A 251-nucleotide genomic window follows, 5' to 3' on the forward strand; every position below is an offset into this window, starting at 1 on the left:
GCTTGATCCCAGGTGCAGGTGCAAATCCTCGACCTCGATCTGAGCCGTCATCAATCCTCCAACGCGATTGTCGTCCCAGGCTCGACAAGGTCGAGTCGGGCAGCCCGCAGTAAGCGACGAGTGTAAGGATGATCAGGGTGAGATAACACATCACGCGCTGATCCGGCTTCAACGACCTTGCCCGACGTCATGACGATAAGCTCCCGGCAGATGTGCGAGACAACCGCCAAATCGTGGGTAATAAATAGGCA

General features: G+C 56.2%; 1 pseudogene. It reads right to left on the reverse strand.

Annotated features, from left to right (window positions below):
• Window positions 1–50: 50 nt before the first annotated feature.
• A pseudogene (locus tag CUZ56_RS15300) lies at window positions 51–251 on the reverse strand (hypothetical protein); the annotation flags it as partial.

Source organism: Saezia sanguinis (genome assembly GCF_003991585.1).
Classification (GTDB): domain Bacteria; phylum Pseudomonadota; class Gammaproteobacteria; order Burkholderiales; family Burkholderiaceae_C; genus Saezia; species Saezia sanguinis.